The sequence below is a fragment of the Burkholderia latens genome, assembly GCF_001718795.1.
Lineage (GTDB): Bacteria > Pseudomonadota > Gammaproteobacteria > Burkholderiales > Burkholderiaceae > Burkholderia > Burkholderia latens_A.
Genome location: NZ_CP013438.1, coordinates 140,695 through 164,400 on the forward strand (window position 1 = coordinate 140,695; position 23,706 = coordinate 164,400).

Consider the following 23,706-nt stretch of genomic DNA (forward strand, 5'->3'; position numbering starts at 1 on the left):
GCCCGGTTCGCCGAACGTGGCAGCGCAATCGTGCTGCGGGATCGGTTCGAATCACGGCACGTCGCACAACAGCGCACGTCAGGCCGCGTGTATCGGGAGAAGAACAGAGATGGATGAATTTTTTGTGCGAGTGATGGTGGCGGACGATCATCCTTCGTCCGCGCTCGGGATGTCGCAGGCGCTCGCGGGCAGTAGCACGATCAAGCTACTCGGTACCGTCTCGAATTCGACCGATCTGGTGGCGATGCTCGACGAGCAGCAGAGCGACGTACTCGTCGTCGATTACGTGATGCCCGGCGGCAAGTATGGCGACGGCCTGTCTTTGCTGTCCTTTCTCCAGCGTCGCTACCCGGCGCTGCGCCTCGTGACGATCACGATGATCGACAACCCGAGCGTGTTGCTCGCGATCCAGAGGCAGGGTGTCGGATGCATTCTGAGCAAGTCGGATGCCATTTCGCACCTGGTCGGCGCGGTTCATGCGGCGTTCGTCGGCGCGAACTATCTGTCTCCGTTCGTCAAGAAGCTGCTGGAGGAGTGCCAGCCGTCCGCGGGTGTCCGCACGCTGACCGCGCGCGAAATCGAAGTCGTGCGGCTGTACGGGGCCGGCCTGACGGTCGGTCAGATCGCTGTCCAGCTACATCGCAGCAAGCAGACGATCAGTTCGCAGAAGTCCAGTGCGATGAAGAAGCTCGGCATCGTCCGCGATGCCGATCTGATTCGCTACGCAGGCGAGGGCCGGTTGCCCGATTTGCCCTTGGGCGATGCATAGACGACCAAGTACCGACAGTGCCGGCTGCCGGTGCAGCGGATGATGCATACCGGGCGCCGATACGACCTCGACGACGCGCATGCCCACTAAACTGAAAACGCTGATCGCGCATGCCGCGGCCGGGCGCCGCAAGCCGTTCGAGCCCGGGCGCGTCCGCCGTCAGCAGCAATGGCTGCTGTATGGAAGCGGTGTCGCGATCACGATGTTCGTGCTGGTCTGCACGGCACTCGTCGCGCGGCTCGATCTTCAGGATTCGGTCGTGCAGTTCCGATCGGAGTTCCTGGTTCGCAAGGCCGACCTGCTGGCGGAAATGGAAGTGGTCAGGGCACTCCAGAACCGCTACCTCGAAAACATCGAGGTGATAGTGAGGCATGGCCCGGTCGCGTCGCCAGACGCCCGTTCGCGTTTCATCGACGATCGCGGCAGGCTGGTACGCTTCGGGCGGGCCGGGCGTGTGGTGTTCGCTGCATTCGCGGTTCCTTCATCGCTGCAACCGACGCCTCGTTACGCGCCCTTGCTCGGCAAGCTCCTGTCCCAAAGTGAGGTGACCGGCATCGTGCCGCCACAACAGCCCGGCGAGCCGGGAATGGGTAGCTATCTGGTCGACCCGGACGGCAATTTCGTCATCGTTACCGGCTATCCGCTGGTCACGCAGGCGCAGGCGTTGCCGCCCGGCTTCGACATCAAGGCGTTGGCTCGGCAATTGCAACCGGCGCGCGAATACGTGTCGGCGGCCGCCGCGCCGGATTACCGGAAGATCCTGCTCGAGCGGCGCGACGACCCGCTGCTCGGGCGCTCGGTGTTACGGTTCGTGCAGGCCGTGCGCGATGCACAGGGCAAACCGATCGCGTGGTTCATCACCGTCCCGCGCGCAGCGATCGACGAATCTCTTCGTTCATCTTCCGCCGGGAAGGATTACGCGCTGGTCAGCTCGGCCACGAAGGTCTTGACGGGCCGCGAAGCCGATTCCGCGCTGACCGCGCGCGCACTCGACTTTGCGCGTGTCGCCCGCGGCGAGCGAGCGGCGGCCCATCGCGTCGGCATGAATATCGTGATCGGAGACCCGATGCCCGGGTACCGCGAGGTGCTGACCGCGACGATGTCGTGGCGCAGCCTGCTCGACGATGTGGCCGCCCCGCTGGGCACTGCGGTCGGTCTTGCACTGCTCGCGATCGGGACGGTGTGGCTTGCGATCGTCATGTTCGATCGGCGCGCACTGCGTCCGGCCAACCGTCGTGCGATCCGGTTGATCGAAAGCGAGGCGTTGAACCGGGCGTTGATTCGCACGGCGCCGGCCGGGCTCATGCTGCTGTCGCTCGCCAACGGCGAGACGCTGATGCGCAATGACGCTGCGCGCAGACTGGGCGACGCCAGTACGGTTGCTGCGCTCGGCAAGCGGATCTGGCAGGCCTGTCACGGCCGTATCTCTGGCAGCCGCGCGCCGCGCGTCGTCACGCACGAGTTGCCGATCGGGCTTGCCGACGGCAGCGCGAGCTATGTCGCCGTGCAAGTCGCCCGCAGCCGCTATCGCGGCGTCGACGTGCTGCTCTGCACGCTGACCGACATCACCGCACGCAAGCAGATGGAGGACAAGCTGCGCGAGGCCCGCGAAGCCGCCGAGGACGCGAACAAGGCGAAGTCGACGTTCCTCGCGACGATGAGTCACGAGATTCGCACGCCGCTGAACGCGATCGTCGGCAATCTCGAATTGATGGAGCGTGCGCCGTTGCCGCCGGACGAACGGCGGCGCCTTCACACGGTGATGTCGTCGTCGGATGCATTGCTGCGCGTGATCAACGACGTGCTCGACCTGTCGAAGGTCGAATCGAACCAGATGGTGCTCGAGGTCGTGCCGTTCGACTTGCGCGCGGTTGTGCGCGACGTCGCGGCGGTCTTTCATCCGCTCGCCGCGGCCAAGGATCTCACGCTCGAATGCACGATCGATGCGCGGGTGGCGAACGGTTACGTTGGCGACCCGACCCGCCTGCGCCAGATCGTGTCGAACCTCGTCAGCAATGCAATCAAGTTCACCCAGCGCGGCAGCGTGACGATCGACGCGAGGCCGACTGGCACTGCCGGTCACGTGCATGGCGTCGAGATCGTGGTGCGCGACACCGGCATCGGCATTGCGCCGGATGGGCTGCCGACGTTGTTCGACGTTTATGTGCAGACCGATGCGTCGATCTACCGCCGCTTCGGCGGCACCGGGCTCGGACTGCCGCTGTGCCGGCGCCTGGCGCGGCTGATGCAGGGCGACGTGACGGTCGAAACCGCGCCTGGCCGCGGCGCAGCATTCACTGTGTCGCTGCCGCTGCCGGCCGCCTCGCCCGAGGCGTGTGCCGCGTTCGACGAAATGCAAGCCGGCGTCATGCCGTCGACGGCACCCGCGCACCGCGACGCGCCGCTGCGCGTGCTCGTTGCCGAGGACCATCCGGCAAGCCGTGCTCTGCTGCGCGACCAGCTCGACGCGCTGCATTGCGACGCGACGCTCGTCGCGAACGGTGTCGAAGCGATGCGTGCGTATTTTGCGCATCCATTCGACGTGGTGCTGACCGATCTCGGCATGCCCGAACTCGACGGTTTCGCGCTCGCGAATTTCCTTCGCGAGCAGGGCGCGACGGTGCCGGTGATCGCGATGACCGCGCATGCGACCGAAGACGACCGACGGCGCTGCGCGCAGGTCGGCGCGGCGGAAGTCGTACTCAAGCCGCTGTCGATCGATGCGCTCGACGCCGTGTTGCGGCGGCATGCGGGGCGTGGTGCGGCTGTGCAGCCGGATCGCCGCCAATCGATCGCGGTGACCGACGAGATGCGTCAGAAGCTGCACAGTGCGACGTTGCGGTCGCTGGCCATCATCGATGCAGCGCTGGCGGGCGGCGACCTTCAGACGATTCGCGAGGAATTGCACTCGATGCGGGGCGGCTTCGCGCTCGTTGGCGACGCGGTGGCATCAGCCGCATGTGCGCAAATGGAAAAAATAGAAAAAGAAACCGATATCGCCGAATTGCGCATTCGCTGGCCTGCCTTTCAGGTTGAGATTCAGCGCGCGCTCGCGCGATTGTGCGACACCATTAACCCGGACACCGACCGCACGTCATAAGGATCGTGTGGCAACGCCTCCGAATGTCTTCCCGCAAGCGACTTCGGCGAGGCGGCTTTTTCTCGTTCCGTCATCACGCCGGATTTCGCCCGATCGAACGTGTTTTTATTGCGTGCCCCAACGTGCACTGCCGACGTGATCTGGAGCTTGCGCTGCGAACAGCCGCTGCCTTGTCGCGTTGAGCTTCGATCTGTATTTTCGAATCGCCGACTGCCGGCGCGGCATTCCGTCGTGCCCTCGCAATTGGGCTAATTAATATCGAATCGTTAAAAGTCGACGCGTAATCGCGCCGCGCGTCGTGAAATGCGGCCGCCGGATTTCATCGGTGCGATCCCCGCGGATGGTGCGCTGTCGCGGGAAGTGTGAGATTTTCTCGTTTTAGTACTCGTACTAATATTCGGTAAGTCCGTTTAGAACTCGTTCTAATGCTGATATTCGGGCGGGTAAGTAGAATTCAGTGGTCGCCTGCGGTTGTTGTGCTTTGCAAAAAACAGGCGGCAAGCGAATTTGGGTGGTTGCCTCGGTGCGTTACGATCCATGGGGAACATTCGGATACTTGATCAGGTGTCCGGCATGAGACCAAAGGTGAGTGCATGGCCGGTATCCGTTCCGATTCGCCGGATATTTCAGCGTGATTCCATTTGATTCTCGGCATTTGCAGTTTCAGATCACCGGGGATTCTTCTGGTTGTGTGATTTTTCTTCTGCCGGGAGTGGAGCTGACTTTATTCAATATGTTTATGTGGTAATGCGGTGGAATGTCATGATTGAGTGATGCCGCTTTTAATTAATCGTTAATTTTTGGATTAACCTGAAAATGAAAAAACTCGCGATGATGATGTCGGCCGCAGGTCTCGCCCTCGTGGCCATGAACGCGGCGCATGCTTCGGACGGCACGATCACGTTCACCGGCTCCGTGGTCGCATCGACCTGCAAGATCAACGGCGGCACGAACGATCTGACGGTCCCGCTGCCGAAGACGGCAACCAACCAGCTCGCGTCCGCGGGTGCGACCGCAGGCCGTACGCCGTTCAAGCTGTCGCTGTCGGGCTGTACGACCGACAAGACGGAAGACGGCAAGACCATCGAGGCCCCGGTGAAGAAGGTATCGGTGGCGTTCGAACCGGGGCCGAACGTAAACCTCGGGACGGGCCGCCTGAAGCTGACCGGCGCCGATGCAGCACAGAACGTCGAAATCGCGATCCTGAACGACAAGTACGAGCCGATCAAGATCGGTGCGGAAAGCTCGGCCCAGGGCGCGCAGACCGTCGACATCGACACCGCCGAAGGCGGCAGCGGCACGGCGACGCTTCAGTTTGCGGCTCAGTACGTCGCGACGAGCGATAAGGTGTCGGGCGGTTCCGCGAACTCGTTCGTCACGTACTCGCTGGTCTATCCGTAAGCAGTCGATCGCGTGAGGAAGGCACCGGCTGCCGTCAGGCGGCCGGTGAGTGGAAAGGCCGGCGCATCGATGTTGGTCGGCCAGTTCGAACTACTAATCAAGGAGCTGTATCGAAGATGATCGCGAATCGTCCCTACGCAATCCTGCTGGTTCTGATGTCCATGCTGTTCTGCACGAGCGCGCAAGCGAGCGTAACGCTGTCCGGTACGCGCGTCATTTTCGACGGCGGCGAAAGGGAAGTCACGCTCCAGCTCACGAACGATGGGAAGTTGCCGGCGCTCGTACAGGCATGGCTCGACAAAGGCGACGAACGGGCGGCACCGGACACGATCGACGTGCCGTTCGTGATCACGCCGGCGGTCTTTCGCATCGAGCCGGGCAGGGGCCAGACGCTGCGGATCATCCATTCCGGCGAGGCGCTGCCGACAGACAAGGAATCGCTGTTCTGGCTGAACGTGCTCGACGTACCGCCCAAGGCTTCGGCGGGCGACGACGTGAACCGCCTGCAGTTCGCGTTTCGCACGCGAGTCAAGTTGATGTACCGGCCCGCCAAGTTGCCGGGCAATGCGGCCGACGCGCCCGCCCAGCTGAAGTGGAGCGTCGGCACCGACGACGCGCATCGGCCGGTGCTGAAGGTCACCAATCCGAGTGCGTACGTCGTGAATCTGGCCGGTATCGAATTGAGGGTCGCCGGCAAGTCTTTCGAAGTGGCGCTTGGCCATGTGCTTCCGGGCGAAACCGCTTCATTTCCGATCAAGAGCCCGCTCGGGGCGAACTTCTCCGGCGCGAAGGTGTTGTACAGCAGTGTCGACGATTGGGGCGCCAACCATGGTCACGAGGCGACGGTCGGCCAATAAGACTGCTTCAGCACACGCACGGGCTTCACCCAGGCAGCGAGCAATGGATTTCACGCTGTGAATTCCGCAAAACTACGGGAACCTATCAACGATGGAAAAGCGAAACACAGGTGGGCTGGTGGAGAGCACGCCCAAGCTGAAGCCCATTTGCGCGTTGCTTTTCACGATCATAGCCGGATGGCAGGAGGCGGCGCGGGCGACGCAAACCACCGACATCGCAGCGATGCAGACGGCAGACGCAGGGACGATGCAGATCGCGCAAACGGACTTTGCGCAGGTCGAGTTCGAAGGCGGCTTCCTGAACCACGGCGGCGGCGCGATCGACGTCACACGGTATCAACGCGGCAACGTGGTGCGTGCCGGCATGTACAACCCGGACATCTACGTAGATGGCAACTGGATCGGGCGCACGGAGGTGCAGTTCAAGTCGGCGCCGAACACGCCTGACGCGCAGCCGCATTTCGACAAGGCACTGCTCAACCGGATCGGTGTCGATCTGAAACGTCTGCCGGCGGACGTGCGCGAGATGCTCGACCGGGAAGGCGCGAGTTTGCGTATCGGTCAGGTGATCCCGGAAGCGTCCGTCAGCTTCGACTTCAACGACCTTCGGCTCGACCTGAGCATTCCGCAGGTGTCGCTGCTGCGCAAGGCCCGTGGCTACGTGAGTCCGGACCAGTGGACCGAAGGCGTGCCGGTGGCGATGCTCGGCTACAACGCGAACGTATACCACTCGCGCGCCAGCGGCGCGCAGGGCAGCACGCAAGGCTATGTCGGCGTCGACGGCGGGTTCAATTACGGGCGCTGGCACTTCCGCCACAACGGCTCGCTCAACTGGGACGACCGCGGCCGTCGCAAATACGAAAACGCGGCGACCTACGTGCAGCGCGATCTGTCGGCGTGGTCGTCACAGCTCGTGGTTGGCGATACATACACCACCGGCGATCTGTTCGATTCGACGTCGTTCCGCGGCGTGCGCGTGTATTCGGACGACCGCATGCTGCCGGAATCGCAGCGTGGGTATGCGCCGGTCGTGCGCGGCGTCGCGAACACCAACGCGAAGGTCACGGTCTCGCAGAACGGCGTGAAGCTATACGAAACGACGGTCGCGCCCGGCGGCTTCGTGATCGACGACCTTTACCCGACCGGGTACGGCGGCGATCTGCGTGTGGTCGTCACGGAAGCGGACGGGTCCGAGCATTCTTTTTCGGTGCCGTACGCGGCCGTGCCGATGTCGTTGCGACCGGGGCAGCATCGCTACAGCTTCACCGCAGGCGCCGTGCGCAACCTGCCCAATACGACGCCGGTGTTTACGCAGGCGACCTGGCAGCACGGGCTGACGAACACGTTGACCGGCTATGGCGGCGCGACGATCGCGCAAGGCTATCTGTCGGCGATGGCCGGCGCGGTGCTGAACACGTCATGGGGCGCGTTCGGCGTCGACGTGACCCATGCGACGACGAAGATTCCGAACGAGCGGACCTATTCGGGGCAGAGTTTTCGCGTCAGCTACGCGAAGACGGTCGCCGCGACCGGCACGAACGTCGCGATCGCCGCGTACCGCTATTCGACGAACGGCTTCTTTGGTTTGAACGATGCAATGGCGGCGCGCGATCAAGCGAAGGTCAACGTGTCGTCGGCCGCGATCTACCGCCAGCGCAACCGTGCGTCGCTGACGATGAGCCAGCAGCTCGGAGAAAAGGGCGGCAGCCTCAACGTCACCGCGTCGACGGCGACGTACTGGAACCGCAAGGGATCGGATACCGATTTCACGATCGGCTACAGCAATTCATTTCGCAACGTGTCGTACAACGTGTCGGCGACGCGTCAGCGCGATGCGTGGGGCAGCGCGAGCACGCTCTTCTATGCCGGGTTGTCGATTCCGCTCGGGCGTACGCGGCCGGCGACGCTGTCGACCAACTTCAACCACGATTCGCGCGGCTCGACGCAGGTGCAGACGAGCCTCAGCGGTTCGCTCGGCGCCGACAACAACGTGTCGTATGGCGTCAACGTCAACCACAATGCCGCGTCGGGCAACGCGCAGACGAGCGGCGGTGCGAACATCATGTACCGCGGCGCGCTTGCAGAAGTTAACGGCAGCGTCGGCGCGAGCGCCGACTATCAGCAGTTCTCGTTCGGCGCGCGTGGTGCACTGGTCGCTCATCGCGGCGGCATCACGCTGTCGCAGCCTCTTTCGGAAACCTTCGCAATCGTGGAGGCGAAGCATGCGGAAGGCGCGCGCGTCACCAACGCGTCGGGTGTGCGGGTTGACGGCCGAGGTTACGCAATCGTCCCGTACATGACGCCGTTCGCGATGAACGACGTGTCGCTCGATCCGAAGGGATTGTCGACCGACGTCGAACTGAAGGAAACGAGCCAGCGTGTCGCGCCGCTGGCGGGCGCTGTGCCGCTGCTGGTGTTCAAGACCGAGTACGGCCGTTCGGCGGTGATTCGTGCGCGGCAGGCGGATGGTGCGCCGGTGCCGTTCGGAGCGGTCGTTACGGATGCGGCCGGCAAGGACGTCGGCGTGATCGGTCAGGGCGGCAAGCTGCTGGCGCGTGGCCTCGAGGATCGGGGCGAGCTGAAGGTGCAGTGGGAAAAGGACGACGGCACGGCGGTCTGCAATCTGTCGTATTCGCTTCCGGTGCGCAAGCGTGCTAGCGGGTATCAGCCGTTGCAGAGCTTCGAATTGCCTTGTGTCGCGGGCGGCGTTGCGGCGCCCGTGCCCGCCGTATCGCGGCAGCACGCGCCGGCGGCCGGGTAATGCGTCGACGAACTCGCGGGCAGCGGCGCAAACGCCGGCGGGTCTCGACGATACACAACGCCGGTGCAGTCGAGTGCAGCGTCTGCGTCCAGGCAGTAGCCTCGCGAGCCTACAGGATGCCGAGTAATGCGCGGCGGGAAACATAAGCGGATCGACGATACGCGCGAGCGGGCGATGGATCATCGTTGTGCCGCATGGGGGAATGGAGCGCGTCGGCATCGGCGCGTTGCCAGATCAGTCAATCGACGTCGAGCACGAAGGCGATACGCTGGCGTTCAGCGACTCCGCTTACGTCTGCGACGCACTGACCGGTACGAAGACGATCCACTATGCAAGAGCTGTAGCTTCAGGCTGCCGTGCGATCGGTCGGCGTACGAGAGCACGTTGACGGCGACGGTCATCGATTATCAAGTGCTGTATCGCGGCACGCCGATCGCTTCAGGAGCCGATGCGTTCCTGCAGTGCACCCAAAATAGGTTTTTTGTCGGAACGCCAGTGCGACCACTGCCCGGTATTCCAACGTCGATGCGATACGTTCCTGCCGCCGGTGCGTTGGCCCCGGCGAGCGTAATCGGGCGCGCCACAATCGCTTGTTGGCTTGCGCACGGAGTAGCGCACAGCGCGCCCGCATCGGTTCGCCGGTGGGCGAGCGCGAGCGGCGCCCGTGCATCGCAGGCGCTTGCCGCCTGCATTTACCCGTTGCGGAAGATTTCCGCATACGCGCTCAGCGCCGGCACGCCACCGAGATGTGCGTACAGCACTTTCGAGCCCGGTTCGAATTCTCCGAGTCGAACCTTGTCGATCATCGCGTGCATCGATTTGCCTTCGTAGACGGGATCGGTGAGCACGCCTTCCAGCCGTGCGCACAGCCGGATCGCCTCCAGCGTGCCATCGCTGGGCAGACCGTATTCGGGGCCGCCGTAACGCGTGTCGAGCACGACGTCCCGATCGACGATATCGCGGCCAAGCCCAACCAGCTCGGCCGTACGCCGTGCGATGCGCGTGATCTGTTCGCGCGTCTGCTCCGGCTTCGCCGACGCATCGACGCCGATCACGCGATCCGCGCGCCCGTCGGCGGCGAAGCCGACGACCATCCCCGCCTGAGTGCTGCCCGTCACCGAGCAGACCACGACGTAATCGAACTTGAAGCCAAGTTGCGCTTCCTGTTCACGCACTTCCTCCGCGAAGCCGACGAAGCCCAGTCCGCCGAGCGGATGCTCGGAACAGCCGGCCGGAATCGGATACGGCTTCCCGCCCGCCTGCCGCACGCTTTCCATCGCCTCTTCCCAACTGCGGCGAATGCCGATGTCGAAGCCGTCGGACACGAGCCGAACGTCGGCGCCCATCATCCGCGACAACTGGATGTTGCCGACTCGGTCGTACACGGGATCCTCGTAGTTGACCCAGTGCTCCTGCACGAGCACGCATTTCATCCCGAGATGCGCGGCGACGGCGGCCACCTGGCGGGTCTGGTTCGACTGCACGCCGCCGATCGACACGAGCGTGTCGGCGCCTTTCTCCAGTGCGTCGGGGATCAGGTATTCGAGCTTGCGCGTCTTGTTGCCGCCGAAAGCGAGACCGCTGTTGCAGTCCTCACGCTTTGCATACAACTCGACCTTGCCGCCGAGATGCGCGGTGAGGCGTTTGAGCGGCTGAATGGGCGTCGGGCCGAAGGTCAGCGGATAACGGGGGAAGCGTTGCAGGTTCATCGGCAGGGCTCCGGAAGGGTCCAAACGGGTAAGGGGATCGTGCGCGCTCGACCGCCAAGCCGTGCGCCGATGAGCAAAATGATAGGCAGAAGCGCGGGAAATGAGCTTGCGAAATGAATTCGATTGACATACGTTACCGACGACAGCAACGAACTTTGAACAATTTTGATTTGCCCAATTGGAGTTAGACGCAATGAAATTAGGTGACACCAATGCATCCCAGGCCGACGCCGCACCGGCGCTCGATCGTATCGACCGCGCGATCTTGCGGCAGCTGCAGCAGGACGCGTCGATCTCGAACGTCAGCCTCGCGGCGAAAGTGAAGCTGAGCGCGCCGGCGTGCCTGCGGCGCGTCGAGCGGCTGAAGGAAATGGGATTGATCCGCGGCATCGTCGCGTTGCTCGACCCGAAGCCGCTCGGTGCCGGGATGCTCGTCGTGATCGGCTTCGTGCTCGATCGTTCGACGCCGGAGGCGTTCGCCGAATTCGAGAAGGCCGCGCAGCGCGTGTCGGGGTGCGTCGAATGTCACGTGGTGACCGGCGAATTCGATTACTTCATGCTGGTCCGCACGCGCGACAACGAGAGCTTCAACCGCCTGCACGCCGAACAGCTGCTGTACCTGCCCGGTGTGCGGCAGGTACGTTCGTTCATGGTGCTCAAGGAAATTCTGTCCACGCATGCGCTGCCGGTGTAGCGCGTCCGTGACGAAGTGGCTGTGCATGCAGCGCGAGCAGCGGGCACGACGCCACGCCGTGGTGCGAGCGCGGTCGAAGCGATGGGATCGCGCCGACGCTTGCACGGCGCTCCTGAAAGGGCCGGACCGTGGCGCAGCCGGCCGCACATCGCGTTCTTCATCGTCACGACGTCGTGCGACGCGATCGCGTATGCTCGTTCCGTCAGCGGCGACGGCGGCTGCCGTTGCCGATTCAATCGTGTGACGACGGATCAACGAGCGAGGGCATCATGGCAAGACAGACGATGGCGGAATACCTGGCGAAGACGCTTGCGGCAGCGGGCGTCGAGCGCATCTGGGGCGTGACGGGCGACAGCCTGAACGGGTTGTCGTTCAGCCTGAGCCAGCTCGGCACGATCCGCTGGATGCATACGCGGCACGAGGAAAGCGCCGCGTTCGCGGCCGGCGCGGATGCCGCGTCGACCGGGCGGCTCGCCGTGTGCGCGGGCAGCTGCGGCCCCGGGAACCTCCACCTGATCAACGGGCTGTACGACTGCCACCGCAATCACCAGCCGGTGCTCGCGATCGCCGCTCACATTCCGTCGACCGAGATCGGCCTCGGCTACTTCCAGGAAACCCATCCGCAGGAACTCTTCCGCGAGTGCAGTCACTTCGCGGAGCTCGTAACCAACGCGTCGCAATTCCCGCGCGTGCTCGCGCGTGCGATGCGTACCGCGATCGACGAACGCGGTGTCGCGGTGATCGTGCTGCCGGGCGACGTCGCGCTCGGCGACGGGCCGGAAGAAGCGCCTGCGTGGAGCGAATCGGCGCCGCCGTCGATCGTGCCGGCGGATGCCGATCTCGACCGGCTCGCGGCGCTGCTCAACGGCTCGGACGCGGTCACGCTGCTGTGCGGCAGCGGCACGCAGGGCGCGCACGACGAAGTCGTCGCGCTGGCGGATACGCTCGGCGCGCCGGTCGTGCATGCGCTGCGCGGCAAGCAGTTCGTCGAATGGGACAACCCGTTCGACGTCGGGATGACGGGGCTGATCGGTTTCAGCTCCGGCTATCACGCGATGGAATCGTGCGACACGCTGTTGATGCTCGGCACGGACTTCCCGTACCGGCCGTTTTATCCGACTCACGCGAAGGTCGCGCAAATCGACTGGAAGGGCTCGCAGCTCGGGCACCGCGCGCCGCTTGCGTTGGGCCTCGTCGGCACCGTGAAGGAAACGATCGCGGCGCTGCTGCCGCGCCTCACGCGCAAGACGCAGCGGCGCTTCCTCGAGAACGCGCTGAAGCACTACGCGGCCGCGCGCAAGGGCCTCGACGATCTCGCGGTGGCCGAGCCGCCGGGCCGCGCGATCCATCCGCAGTACCTGACGAAGATCGTCGACGAAGTCGCGGCCGACGACGCGATCTTCACGGCCGACGTCGGCACGCCGACGCTGTGGGCTGCGCGCTATCTGACGATGAACGGCAAACGCCAGCTGCACGGCTCGTTCAATCACGGCTCGATGGCGAACGCGATGCCGCAGGCGCTCGGCGCGCAGGGCGCGCATCCGGGGCGGCAGGTCGTATCGCTGTCGGGCGACGGCGGACTGTCGATGTTGCTCGGCGACCTGCTCACCGCACGCCAGCTGAAGTTGCCGATCAAGATCGTCGTGTACAACAACAGCCTGCTCGGCTTCGTGTCGATGGAGCTGAAGGCGGCCGGCTATCTCGACACGAACGTCGATTTGAGCCCGACCGACTTCGCGGCGATCGCGAAAGGCGCGGGGATCTTCAGCGTGCGCGTCGAACATTCGGAGAACGTCGAGCATGCGCTGCGCACCGCGTTCGCGCACGACGGGCCGGCAGTCGTCGACGTCGTCACGTCGAAGTACGAACTCGCGATGCCGCCGAAGATCGAGCTCGCGCATGCGAAGGGCTTCAGCCTGTTCATGCTGCGCGCGATCCTGAGCGGGCGCGGCGACGAGATCGTCGAACTCGCTCGGACCAACTTGCGGTGACGTTGCCGGGCAGCGCGGCCGCTGGGCTCATGGCCGCAGTTTCGCCCGCCGCCCGGACATCCTGCACGCAACGCAATCCGTGACAATCTTCACGTCGCGTTAAGTTTGCATTTCCTAGAATCGATTGATCGCCGCCTGCTGCGGCGCAATGGTTCGTCCAGGAGGATGCACGTGAGAACACCCCGTGTCGTCGAAACGCCGTTCCCGTCAGTCGTTGGCACGCCGGAGCCGGACGCGAAAACGCGCAAGGGGGGCCGATGACCTGGCCGAATGCGGTGCGCGTGTCGGCATTGTTCGTACGCGAGTGGGTCGGCCGCCCGGCAGCGGTCGGGGCGTTGTGCCCGAGTTCGCGGCATCTGGCGCGCGCAATGGCCGAAGCGGTGCCTGACGGCGACGGCCTCGTCGTCGAACTGGGAGGCGGCACGGGTGCGATCACCGCCGCGTTGCTCGAACGCGGCGTCGCGCCGCGGCGCCTGGTCGTGGTGGAACGCTCGCCCGCGTTCGTCCGGCATCTGCGCCGACGTTTTCCCGCCATCACGGTCTTGGCCGGGGACGCCCGACAACTCGCGCGATTGCTGCCGCCGGATGCGCGGGTCGATGCGATCGTGTCGTGCCTGCCGTTGCGCACGCTGCCGCGCGACGACGTGACGGCGATCGTCGATCAATGTCGTCGCGTGTTGTCGGCCGACGGCGTCATGATTCAGTTCACGTACGATTTGCGTCCGCCCGGACGTCGTCCGCTCGGTAATCCGGCATTTGCCGCCGCCGCCAGCCGCATCGTATGGGCAAATATTCCGCCTGCACGCATCGTCACGATGCACGCGGTCGCGATTGAAGAACCGGTGTGAGCGGCCGCGCCGCGCTTTTGTCGCTCGACTGGGCGGGGCCGACCGCTATTTCGTCGCGAGCACGCATGCAAGAGGATGCGACGGCGTTCCGTTGCGCTGCACGGCCACCGACACGAAACCGGCTTCGGTCATCAGCCGCGCGAGCTTTTCCGGCCGATGGGCATCGTAAGGCGCCCGATCGATGTCGCGGACGGTGATCGCGACGATCCCGTCGCGCCGGACGACGCGGCGCAATTCGGTCAGGCCGCGCATCGGAGCGCGCCAGAAATAGATGCAGTTGATCGAAAACGCCTTGTCGAAAGTACCGTCCGCGAACGGCAGCGCGTCGACGGAGCCGAGTGCGAGGCGCACGCGCCCCTGCTCGATGGTCGCCTGATTCAGACGCTTTGCCGCGGCAAGCATGGTCAGCGAGTGGTCGACGCCGGCGATCCGGCATGACGGGGCCATGTCGGCGGCGAGCTTGATTGCGTCGCCGGGCCCGAAGCCGACTTCAAGGACCCGATCGCTGTCGCCGAGGGACAACAGCGATAACGTCCACACGTTGTCCAGCCGATTGTGCCGACGCATGATCCCGCCGGCGATACGCCCGGCCAGGCCGCGCGGCAGTCCGGATTGCCCGAGGTGAGTCGTCATGGTCGTCCCCCTTTGCCGCGAATGGGGAGCAAGCGACGTGCCGCTTTCGGCAAGCGCCTGGAGCGGATCGCCGAATGGGCGCGCATCGCGCGCACCGTCGTGCAGGCGGCGACGTGACCGCGCGCGCCCGCGGAGCGACGCGGCATCCGCGTCCGGTTGGCGGCCGATCTTGTATCGCTCGGCGCGGCGACGGTCGGCGAGGCAGTGGCGACGGCGGCTTCGCGCATGCGCGCGACGTACGATCCGCCACCTGCGCGTCGCCCGCCATCGTGCACGCTTGCAAGCAGCCGAATCGCCCGTTCGCGCGCCGCCGAACGACGGCCCTTGCATCGCATGCCGTTTTTTGCACCGCAACGCCGTTTTTTTGCACGGTATTTAGGGCGTGCTTTCTAAGCTGCCGGTGTGTCCAACAGCCGGGGAAGCCTTCCCTCCAGCACCATGACCGCAATGGATCCCGGACCCGCATCCGACGTCGCCGGCCGCCATGTGCCGGTCGGCGCCGGCCGCCTCGTCGTCCCGCTGCCGCGCCCGTCGCGCCTGCAGATGTCCGTCACGCTGACCGCTGATGCCGGCCTGCGCGCGCCCGCCCGGCTGGCGGCGCTGCTGCATTCGCCGCTCGGTGTGTACGTCGCCTGTGCGCACGTCGTGCGCGATTCGGTCCACGTGCAATTCGACATCGCGCCGCAGGATCTCGGCTTCACGCTGCATACGCTGATCGCGCAACAGGCCGGTGCGTTGATCGGGCGGGTCGCGTGCGCGTCGGCGTCCGGCCCCCAACGCATCTCGGACGAGGCACGCTGATTGCTCATACGATCCGCCGTCGCTTCACCGGCTGCCGCGCTGTCCGTCGGCCGGGGCGGCGGACGTTTGTGCGCCGCGTCGTACGCGGCGCTGGCCTTCGACAAGGAGGATCCATGTACCTCACAGAAGAAGTACACACCGCGCGCCCCGCCAGCCGTCGCGTGCGCGTGGTGACGCTGCCGTCGAGCAGACAGCTTGCCCGGCAGTTGCTGGTGACGGTTCGCGCGGCGGACGTGCTGCTGCGCCAGGCGATCCGGTTGCCGGATCGTCATCAATGGTCGGTCGACATCGAACGTGTCGAGGCGGCCGGCGGCCCGCTGGCCGCGTGGGATTCGCACGTGACGTTCCGCGTCGCGAAGGTGTTCGCGCCGACGGTCGACGAGAATGCGCGCGCCGGCGACACCGATCAGGTCGGAGTCGAGATCCGGCTGTTCCTGCCCGAGCAGGCGTATATGGGCGAGCAGCGCGTCGGCATCTTCGGCCGGCGGCACGGCAACCGGTTCGGCGCGACGCTGTCGGTGACGGCAGGCTCCGGTTGGGGCGGCCGCCGCAACGAATGCATTCCGGCCGCCGGGCGGCACGTGCACGGCGACACGCTGGAAGCGCTCGTCGACACGGTGGCGGGTATCGTCAACGCCGCGTTGCTGACGGCCGGCCGTTCGCAACCCGGTGGTTCGTGACGACGCACGCGGCGCGTGCCCGAGCGCGGTTCACGCGTCGCTGGCCTGGCCGGTTTGCCGTTGCAGGTCTTCCATCAGTTGTTCCGCGAGAAAGTCGCACGGCGGGCGCTTCGATTTCGTGCTGCGCGCGAGGATCAGTTCGAGTGGCGGCAGATCGGGGAGCCCGTGCGAGCGGCCGAGCATCGACAACTGCGCGGGAATCGCGCAGCGTGCAAGCGGCGCGACGGCCAGGCCGGCCTCGACCATGCTGAGCAGCCCGAGCAGGCTCGGGCTTTCATACGAAGTCCGGAACGGCAGCTTCGCGCGTTCGAGGCTGCGGATCGCATTCTCGCGCGCGACGCTGCCCGGCATGAACACCGCGATCGGCAACGGCCGTTCTTCCCACACGCGCGGGCCGTTCGTCATCGCGGCCCACGCCATCGGCTCGTGGCGGATGAAGTCGCCGGACAACCCCTTGATGCGCGTGCCGCACACGAGATCGACGGTGCCGTCCTTCAACAGCGGCGCGAGCGCGCTGCTCGGCAGCCCGATCACCTGGATCTCGACCTTCGGATAGGTCGCCGAAAACTTCTTCAGCACCGACGGCAGCAGCGACGACGCGTAGTCGTCCGGCACGCCGATGACCACCTTGCCGGTCACTTCCGGCCGCACGACGGCCGCCCATGCTTCGTCGCGCAGTGCCAGCATTCGTCTGGCGAATCCCAACAGCACCTCGCCTTCGCGCGTCAGCACGATGCTGCGCGGCTTGCGCACGAACAGCGGGCGGCCGATCGCGTCCTCGAGGCTCTTGATCTGCATGCTCACGGCGGACTGCGAGCGGTTCACCGCCTCGGCGGCGCGGGTCATGTTGCCGGTTTCCGCGACGGCGACGACGGTGGCCAGCACGTCGTGATCGAGCATCTTCATCGGTATCAGGAAAACTGAATGTAACGATCAGCATTATGCGTTTTTATTGTCGCTGTGTGTCTGCCATAGTGGAATCAAGCCGGCCCGTATCGCTCGATGCGGCGCGGCAATCGCGCCGGCCTGCCAGGCGGGCAGCGTTGAACAGAGAAGAGTGGTGTACCGATGATCGATCATCCGTTGCGCGCCGCGCTGGCCGCGGAATTGCATGCCAGGCCATTCCTGCGGATCGCCGAAGCCGTGTCGCTCACGCATTACGCGATCTACACGGACGGCCAACCTGACATCCATGAAACGCTGCTGCAAGCGCTGTGCCGCGACACCGGCATGGCCGCGCCGCACGAAGGGGCGACTCACTACGCAGCGCAGTCGCCGTGCGGCTGGCACCTGAAGTGGGAGCGCCACACCGAATTCTCGACCTTCACGTTCGTTGCGCCGCGCCGCGACACCGGCTATTTCGACGATCTGGCGATCGAAGGGATTCCGGCCGCGTGGTTCGCGCGGCTCGCGGGCATTCGTTTCGTCGCGGTGCGGATGGAACTGTTGTCCGGCGACGCTGCACGGCTCGTGTGCGCAGACCTGCGCCGCTGGATCGACGGGCCCGCACTCGTCGGCAGCAACGTGCTCGGCGGCGGCAAGGTGTTCTGCGATTGGCACGTGCGCGACGACGGGTTCATGCGCTTTCTCGTGGTCGACGACGATTTTCGCGAGGAACAGGGCGGCCGTCTGCTGCAGCGTCTCCATGAGATCGAGACGTACCGGATGATGGCGCTGCTCGCGCTGCCGGTCGCGCGGCAGATGAGCCGCGAACTCGACGAGATCCATGCGGCGCTGCACGCGCTGATGCAGAGGATGGACGCGAGCGGCGCCGACGGCGACGACGCGGCGTTGCTCGTGAAGCTCACGCATCTCGCGGTGCGGGTCGAGGCGTTGTCGGGCGCCGGCGGCCGCTTCAGCGCGTCGCGCGCATACGAGAAGCTGGTGCTGGCACGCATCCATGAGTTGCGCGAGGAGCGCATCGAAGGGATGCCGACGATTGCGGAATTCATGGAGCGGCGTTTCGCGCCGGCCATGGAAACGTGCCGCAGCGTGTGGGCGCGGCACGAGCAGATCGCCGCGCGAATCGCCCGCGCGGTCGACCTGCTGCGCACACGCGTGAATCTCGCGCAGGAAAAGGACGTGACGCGGCTGCTGGCCGGCATGGAGCGCACCGCGCGCAATCAGCTCCATCTTCAGCACGCGGTCGAAGGGCTGTCGGTGGCGGCCATTTCGTACTACGTGCTGTCGCTCGCGACCGCGGCATTCAAGGCGCTGCACGTGATGAACCTGCCGGTCGATCCCGAACTGGCCGAAGGCCTGCTGATTGCGCCGGTGGTGTTCGCGGTGATTCACATCACGCGGCGCACGCGCGCGCAACTCGCGCACGCGGAAGCGGCGCATGAGCGCGCTTGCGCGCCGGCCGTGCACGCGGCGGCGATGAAGCAGGCAAGTTAGAACATCAACGACATATCGAAAGGAGTGGAGATGACTTTTTCGCCAGCACAAGCCGAGTTTTTCACCGGCCTCGATGCATTCGATCAAACGGTTCGGGATGAATCCGGCGTGCCGGAAGAAGCGTACGTGACGTCGTATCAGGCGGTGCTGCAGGAGCCGATGACGTCGCTCGTCGGCGGGACGATGGATCGGCCGGAAGTCGCGGCGGTGGCGATTCTCGGGTACAACTGACGCGCGTCGGCTGCACGGCGATTCAACATCGTGCGGTGCGCCGCGCGAGTCGCGTGCCGGGCGCCGGCGCAGCACGCATCGTGTCGGCGGTGTGGCCGGCCTGCGTTCTTTCGCTATCGGATGGTGTTCTGGTTGCGGCGCGATTGCCGCGCTGCGCGGCGGCGGCGCGCAGCGCGCCCGTTCGTGCCTGCGTTGCTGCGCTTGCACGATGCTTCCCCGGTGCGGCGACGTTCGGCGGCCGATTGTGCGGGATATCGGCGTCAATCCTCGCACGCATCGAGTACCGAGCCGGCCTGCGGTCACAACGAATGCCCGGCATTCGTTCGTCGCCGGCCACGTGCCGTCGTTCCAGCGCCTATCATGTATGAAGCCCGCCGCGCGCCGGGATGGTCGCGCGCGTGGCGAAACGCATGCGCGAACGAAGGGGGCAGTCATGATCGATCGCGACAACGTATTCGCGGGCTCGATTCCGGCGTTCTATGACACGCTGATGGTCCCGCTGATCTTTGACGGGTATGCGGCCGACGTGGCCGCGCTCGTCGCCGGATTTGCGCCGCGCACGGTGCTCGAAACGGCGGCCGGCAGCGGCGCGGTCACGCGGTTGCTCGCGCCGCGGCTCGGCCCCGATGCACACTACGTGGTGACCGACCTCAACCAGTCGATGCTCGACTACGCAGTCACCAGGCAAGCGCCCGACGGCCGTATCGAATGGCTGCAGGCGGACGCGCTCGCGCTGCCGTTCGACGATGCGTCGTTCGACGTCGTCTGCTGTCAGTTCGGCGCGATGTTCTTTCCCGACCGGGTGGCGGGCTACACCGAGGCGCGGCGCGTGCTGGCGCCGCACGGGCACTTCGTCTTCAGCGTCTGGGACCGCATCGACGAAAACGCGTTCGCCGACGAAATCACCGCGGCGATCGCCGCGCTGTTTCCGCACGACCCGCCGCGATTCCTCGCCCGCACGCCGCACGGCTATCACGATGTCGTGCTGATCCGCGACGAGTTGCATCGCGCAGGTTTCATCGACGTCGATATCACGACGCGCGAGAAAACGAGCCGGGCGCCATCCGCGCGCGATGCCGCAACCGCTTATTGTCGAGGCACGCCGCTATACGACGAAATCGTGTCGCGCGATCCCGCGCTGGTTCAGCTCGCGATGGATCGCGCGACGGAAGCGATTGCGGCGCGCCACGGCGACGGGCCGGTGGCCGGCAACATCCAGGCGCACGTGATCGTCGCGGCCGGATGACGGTGCGCCGGTTGCGGATGCCAAATCCGCGCGACCGCATCGGTCGCGGATCTAGCCAACCGCCCGGTCAATCGACCGAGCGCATTGCGTGACGCAGCTCCTGATAGCTGCGCAGGCCCGTCACACCGAGTTCGCGGCCGATTCCGCTGAGCCCGAAGCCGCCCCAGCACACATGCGGATAGATGAGTTGCGGCGCATTGATCCACACGAGTCCGGCACGCACGCGCACCTGGAACCGTTTCGCCGCCGCCGCATCGCGCGTGACGACGGTTGCGACGAGCCCATAGCGCGTGTCGTTCGCGAGCGAGATCGCTTCGTCATCGGTGCGGAACGACTTCACGCACGCGACCGGCCCGAACACTTCGTCCGTCCACAGCAGGTTGTCGGCTGCCGGTTCCGCGATCACGACGGGCGCCATGAAGAAGCCGTCGCCGCCGGCGTCGGCAACGCGGCCGCTGAACGCGACGCGCGCGCCCGCCGCGATCCCTTGCGCGACCATCGACTCGACGCGCGTGCGCTGCGCGGCCGAAATCATCGGCCCCATCGCAACCTGCTCGGTGGCGGGCGGCGCGACGACGAGCGCGCGCACGGCCGTTTCGAATGCGGCCATGAAACTGCGGTACAGGCTGTCGTGGACGAGGATGCGCGCGGTCGCCGAACACATCTGGCCCGCGTTCGTGAACGCGCCGGCGACGGCGAGCGACACCGCGACGTCGAGATCGGCGTCGTCGCGCACGATCAGCGACGACTTGCCGCCGAGCTCGAGCGTCACACGCTTCATGTCGTCGGCCGCTGCCCGCATCACCTTGCGACCTGCGGCCGTGCTGCCGGTAAACGAAATCTTGTCGATCAGCGGATGCGCGGTCAGCGCCGCGCCGACCTCGGCGCCGCCATTGACGACGTTGACAACACCGGCGGGCACGCCGGCTTCGGCGATCAGGTCGAGCAGCGCGCGCTCGGCAGGCGACGTCAGTTCGGACGGCTTCAGCACGACCGTGCAGCCGGCGGCAAGCGCGGGCGCGAGCTTCCACGCGGTCGTGACCATCGGGAAGTTCCACGGCACGATCAGCGCGGCAACGCCGACCGCGTCGTGGAAGCGTTCGGCAGCGAACGCGTCGTTCGGCAGCGCGACCGGTTCGGCCGCGAACAGCGCGGCGTCTTCGCACAGCGTCGCGTAGTAAGCGAACGTCGCGGCAACGTCGCCGACGTCCGCATCGGCTTCGAACGGCGGCTTGCCGCTGACCTGCATCTGCAGCGCCGCGAGGTGCGTGCGATTGGCTTCGACGCGTTCGGCGATCTTCGCGAGCAGCCGGCCGCGCTCGGCAGGCGGCGTGTCGCGCCAGCCGGCACATGCGTCGCGCGCGGCGCGGACCGCGGCGTCGACGTGCGCGGCCGTCGCGAACTCCTGCCAGCCGATCGTCTCGCCGGTCGACGCGTTGAAGATGGGCGCGCGGGCCTCGTCCGAATGCGTGCGCACGGGTTTGCCGGCAATGTGTGCGGCGGGCAGCACGCGCGTCGCTGCGGAAGGTGAAAGCTCGGAAGCAGACATGACGATGTTCCTGTCGGACGAATGGAGGGTTCAGCGGTACGCGACGCCGGGCATCACGCAGAGCATTTCGAAAGCGAGGTTCGCACCGACGAGCGCGGTGGTGCCGGTCGGATCGTACGGCGGCGATACTTCGACGAGATCCGCGCCGACGATGTTCAGCCCTTTCATGCCGCGAATGATCTCGAGACCCTGCTGCACCGACAGCCCACCGATTTCCGGCGTGCCGGTGCCGGGCGCGAACGACGGATCGAGGCCGTCGATGTCGAAGCTGAGATAGACGGGCGTGTCGCCGACGCGTTCGCGCACTTGCGCCATCAGCGGCGCGAGCGACGTGTTCCAGCATTGTTCGGCCTGTACGACCGTGAAGCCCTGCGCGCGGCACCAGTCGAAGTCGTCCGCGTGGTAGCCGGTGCCGCGCAGGCCGATCTGCGTGACCTTGTCACATTGCAGCAGCCCGTCCTCGACCGCGCGGCGGAACGGCGTGCCGTGCGCGATCTTCTCTCCGAACATCGTGTCGTTGACGTCCGCATGTGCGTCGACGTGCACGACCGCGACCCTGCCGTACTTGCGGTGCAGCGCGCGCAGGATCGGCCACGCGATCGTGTGGTCGCCGCCGAGCGTGATCGGCCGGCAGCCGTTCGCGACGATCTCGTCGTACGCTTGCTCGATGCGGCGTACCGAATCCTTCAGATCGTACGGGTTGGTCGCGACGTCGCCGATATCGGCGACTTGCAGCGAATCGAACGGTGCGGCGCGCGTCGCCATGTTGTAAGGGCGCAGCAGCACGGATTCGGTGCGGATCTGGCGCGGGCCGAAGCGGGCCCCGGAGCGGTTCGACGTGCCGAGGTCGAGCGGCACGCCGACGAAGCATACGTCGAGGCCGTCGGCCGTCGCGGCTTGCGGCAGCCGCATCATCGTGGCAATGCCGCCGAAGCGCGGCATCTCGTTGCCGCCCGTCGGCTGGTTCAATTCCCGGTGCATGAGCCGTCTCCTCGTTGGCTGAAAAGCGATTGCCGATGGTAGTGGAGAAGGTGAGCGGGAAGATTTCGAAGTCGCAACGTTTACATCGACGAGGCTCGATGCGAGCGGCGTTGCCGCATCGGCGCGGTGCGCGCGTCAGCGGGCAACAAACGCGATCATCCGGCGATGGCGGGCGGCGCGCCCGCGGCATCGTGCGCCGCGTTGGCCTGAAATGCCGGCGCCGTCGAGCCCCATGCGGCGAGCTCGCGCTTCGTGCGCACGCCGAGCTTCGCGAATGCGCGCTTCACGTATGACTCGGCCGTCGCCACGCGCACGCCGAGGATGGCGGCGGTTTCCGGCACGGTCTTGCCGGAGATCAGATGCTTGCAGGTTTCATATTCGCGCCTGGACAGCTTGATGTTGTCGGCCGCGATCCGCGCATCGAATTGCGCAAGCGGGTGCGCTTCGGGCGTGGGATGCGCGACGCGCCGCGCGGCGGTGGTCGACGCATGCAGTTCGAGCAGCGGGAACAGCACGTCGCTGATGCTGCGAAAGCGGTTCATTTCGGCGAGCGTGAACGGCGGCCGGTCGCGGCCGCGTTCCAGCGCGATCGAGTGCTGCGCGTAGCGGGTGCCGCGCGCGAGCACGCATTCGTGGCCGATGCGCACGTCGTCGAATATCCGCTGCCGGAATTCGCCGGGCGGGATCGCGGCGATGTCGCGCACGACGAGCATCGTGCCGGTCTTGCCGCGCAAGCCCGCGAACAGCGGATCGCTGTCGAGGAAGCGCTCGTAATAGAGCGTCATCACGTCGGAGATTTCGGCGGTCGCGGTGCCGATGCCGCTGCTGCCGATCCATTCGCAGCGATAGCCGGTCGGCATCGAGCCGTCGACGCGCGAACGTTCGACGTGCGCGACGTCGAGCGGCACGACTTCGTTCAGCAATTGCGTGAGGCGCGGCACGAAGTGCGGCGTGCCGACCGTCTCGATCAGTTCGCCGAGCGCCTTGAACGACACGTTGAAACGGTCGGCGTCGCGGTGGAAGGGGTTCACGTCGAGCAGCATGCGGTTCCCCGGTGA

Annotated in this window: 19 protein-coding genes; 13 read left to right on the forward strand and 6 right to left on the reverse strand. The window is 65.8% G+C overall.

Translation table 11 applies throughout. The features are described from left to right. The first annotated feature begins 109 nt into the window (after positions 1-109). From WK25_RS20155 to WK25_RS20175, 5 genes are all read left to right on the forward strand, one after another. The gene (locus WK25_RS20155) at positions 110-769 is read left to right on the forward strand and encodes a response regulator (RefSeq protein ID WP_040139073.1); all 660 of its coding nucleotides are present in this window, start codon (positions 110-112) and stop codon (positions 767-769) included. Between the two features lie 79 nt (positions 770-848). After that, positions 849-3,869, forward strand: coding sequence for a hybrid sensor histidine kinase/response regulator (locus tag WK25_RS20160; protein ID WP_069242552.1), 3,021 nt, complete (start codon positions 849-851; stop codon positions 3,867-3,869). Between the two features lie 816 nt (positions 3,870-4,685). Beyond that, a complete protein-coding gene (locus WK25_RS20165; protein ID WP_040139075.1) occupies positions 4,686-5,270 on the forward strand; it encodes a fimbrial protein in 585 nt (194 codons plus the stop codon). 116 nt (positions 5,271-5,386) lie between these two features. Next, positions 5,387-6,127, forward strand: coding sequence for a molecular chaperone (locus WK25_RS20170; RefSeq protein WP_040139076.1), 741 nt, complete (start codon positions 5,387-5,389; stop codon positions 6,125-6,127). A gap of 91 nt (positions 6,128-6,218) precedes the next feature. Next, on the forward strand, positions 6,219-8,888 hold the full coding sequence (locus tag WK25_RS20175) for a fimbria/pilus outer membrane usher protein (RefSeq protein WP_052110950.1): 2,670 nt from the start codon (positions 6,219-6,221) through the stop codon (positions 8,886-8,888). Between the two features lie 692 nt (positions 8,889-9,580). On the opposite strand, the gene WK25_RS20180 is transcribed toward WK25_RS20175, so the two are convergent. Further along, positions 9,581-10,597, reverse strand: coding sequence for a 1-aminocyclopropane-1-carboxylate deaminase (locus tag WK25_RS20180; protein WP_040139077.1), 1,017 nt, complete (start codon positions 10,595-10,597; stop codon positions 9,581-9,583). A gap of 193 nt (positions 10,598-10,790) precedes the next feature. On the opposite strand from WK25_RS20180, the gene WK25_RS20185 reads away from it, so the two are divergent. The 3 genes from WK25_RS20185 (at position 10,791) to WK25_RS20195 (ending at position 14,130) form a co-directional block, all read left to right on the forward strand. Continuing rightward, positions 10,791-11,291: an Lrp/AsnC family transcriptional regulator gene (locus WK25_RS20185; RefSeq protein WP_069242553.1), complete on the forward strand. Its 501-nt coding sequence runs from the start codon at positions 10,791-10,793 to the stop codon at positions 11,289-11,291. 269 nt (positions 11,292-11,560) lie between these two features. Continuing rightward, on the forward strand, positions 11,561-13,282 hold the full coding sequence (gene poxB / locus WK25_RS20190) for a ubiquinone-dependent pyruvate dehydrogenase (protein WP_069242554.1): 1,722 nt from the start codon (positions 11,561-11,563) through the stop codon (positions 13,280-13,282). 257 nt (positions 13,283-13,539) lie between these two features. After that, positions 13,540-14,130 (forward strand): class I SAM-dependent methyltransferase, encoded by a 591-nt coding sequence (locus WK25_RS20195; RefSeq protein WP_069242555.1) that lies wholly within the window; start codon positions 13,540-13,542, stop codon positions 14,128-14,130. Between the two features lie 45 nt (positions 14,131-14,175). Here WK25_RS20195 and WK25_RS31780 read toward each other — a convergent pair whose 3' ends face one another. Next, positions 14,176-14,763 carry a class I SAM-dependent methyltransferase gene (locus WK25_RS31780; protein ID WP_040139080.1) on the reverse strand — a complete coding sequence of 196 codons (588 nt, stop codon included), beginning with the start codon at positions 14,761-14,763 and terminating at the stop codon, positions 14,176-14,178. 447 nt (positions 14,764-15,210) lie between these two features. Between WK25_RS31780 and WK25_RS20205 the strand changes: the two genes are divergently transcribed. Together WK25_RS20205 and WK25_RS20210 are read left to right on the forward strand one after the other, a co-directional pair. Beyond that, on the forward strand, positions 15,211-15,564 hold the full coding sequence (locus WK25_RS20205; RefSeq protein WP_409995340.1) for a hypothetical protein: 354 nt from the start codon (positions 15,211-15,213) through the stop codon (positions 15,562-15,564). 113 nt (positions 15,565-15,677) lie between these two features. Beyond that, the gene (locus WK25_RS20210; RefSeq protein ID WP_059549033.1) at positions 15,678-16,244 is read left to right on the forward strand and encodes a hypothetical protein; all 567 of its coding nucleotides are present in this window, start codon (positions 15,678-15,680) and stop codon (positions 16,242-16,244) included. 30 nt (positions 16,245-16,274) lie between these two features. Here the strand turns inward: WK25_RS20210 and WK25_RS20215 are convergent, their stop codons facing one another. Beyond that, positions 16,275-17,150, reverse strand: coding sequence for a LysR family transcriptional regulator (locus WK25_RS20215; RefSeq protein ID WP_040139083.1), 876 nt, complete (start codon positions 17,148-17,150; stop codon positions 16,275-16,277). Positions 17,151-17,312: 162 nt separating this feature from the next. On the opposite strand from WK25_RS20215, the gene WK25_RS20220 reads away from it, so the two are divergent. The 3 genes from WK25_RS20220 (at position 17,313) to WK25_RS20235 (ending at position 20,118) form a co-directional block, all read left to right on the forward strand. Next, positions 17,313-18,641: a DUF3422 family protein gene (locus tag WK25_RS20220; protein WP_040139084.1), complete on the forward strand. Its 1,329-nt coding sequence runs from the start codon at positions 17,313-17,315 to the stop codon at positions 18,639-18,641. A 30-nt stretch (positions 18,642-18,671) separates the two neighbouring features. Next, the gene (locus WK25_RS20225; RefSeq protein ID WP_069242556.1) at positions 18,672-18,872 is read left to right on the forward strand and encodes a hypothetical protein; all 201 of its coding nucleotides are present in this window, start codon (positions 18,672-18,674) and stop codon (positions 18,870-18,872) included. Between the two features lie 433 nt (positions 18,873-19,305). After that, on the forward strand, positions 19,306-20,118 hold the full coding sequence (locus WK25_RS20235) for a class I SAM-dependent methyltransferase (protein WP_069243478.1): 813 nt from the start codon (positions 19,306-19,308) through the stop codon (positions 20,116-20,118). 67 nt (positions 20,119-20,185) lie between these two features. Here WK25_RS20235 and WK25_RS20240 read toward each other — a convergent pair whose 3' ends face one another. The 3 genes from WK25_RS20240 to WK25_RS20250 form a co-directional block, all read right to left on the reverse strand. After that, on the reverse strand, positions 20,186-21,667 hold the full coding sequence (locus WK25_RS20240) for an aldehyde dehydrogenase family protein (RefSeq protein WP_069242558.1): 1,482 nt from the start codon (positions 21,665-21,667) through the stop codon (positions 20,186-20,188). A gap of 30 nt (positions 21,668-21,697) precedes the next feature. Then, complete coding sequence (gene speB, locus WK25_RS20245) at positions 21,698-22,648, reverse strand: agmatinase (protein WP_069242559.1); 951 nt, start codon at positions 22,646-22,648, stop codon at positions 21,698-21,700. A 155-nt stretch (positions 22,649-22,803) separates the two neighbouring features. Continuing rightward, a complete protein-coding gene (locus tag WK25_RS20250; protein ID WP_059549038.1) occupies positions 22,804-23,691 on the reverse strand; it encodes a helix-turn-helix transcriptional regulator in 888 nt (295 codons plus the stop codon). Between the last annotated feature and the right edge of the window lie 15 nt (positions 23,692-23,706).